General features: G+C 73.1%; 2 pseudogenes. Both read right to left on the reverse strand.

From position 1 onward, the window contains the following. Positions 1–357 (reverse strand): annotated as a pseudogene (locus IEZ15_RS44280) (lipase); the annotation flags it as partial. Continuing rightward, a pseudogene (locus IEZ15_RS44285) lies at positions 339–527 on the reverse strand (TetR-like C-terminal domain-containing protein); the annotation flags it as partial. The pseudogenes IEZ15_RS44285 and IEZ15_RS44280, both read right to left, overlap by 19 nt.

The raw sequence follows: 527 nt of genomic DNA on the forward strand, positions 1-527 counted from the left end.
CAGCCAGACCTTGTGGCCGTTGGGCGGGGGTGTGTGGACGGGGGCGTTGGTGCGCAGGGCGGCCAGCTGGGTGGTCTCGTCGTGCGGCAGCCAGATCTCGACGTGCTTCTCCTTGTCCGGCAGGTCGGTGAAGCGCAGGGTCTCCACCGGCCCGGGACGGGTTTGTGCGGTCCCGGAGGTGAGGTCGATGGTGAGTGTGTCGCCCTCGGTCGCGCTGGCCCGGCCCGCGAGCCGCCCGTCGACGAGGAGCTCGTACACCCCGTCGGGGCGTGGCGGCGCTCCGACGTAGACCCGTTTGGTGGCCACGACGTCCAGCTCGACGGCGGTGGCCCGGGTGCGGAAGGCAGCAGCCGCACCGCGTGCGTCTGGTGCGGTTCGGCCAGGTTGTATCCGCGCAGGATCGCGCGCGTCATCCGGGCGTGGCGGACGCCGGCGCTGGCGGCCGCCGTCTGCGGGTCGAGCCGGAACTGGGCTGCGGCGAAGCGCCCCGGGTGCTCGAGGGCGTAGTCGCGGTAGACGTTCGCGAA

Source organism: Streptomyces atratus (genome assembly GCF_014648655.1).
Lineage (GTDB): Bacteria > Actinomycetota > Actinomycetes > Streptomycetales > Streptomycetaceae > Streptomyces > Streptomyces atratus.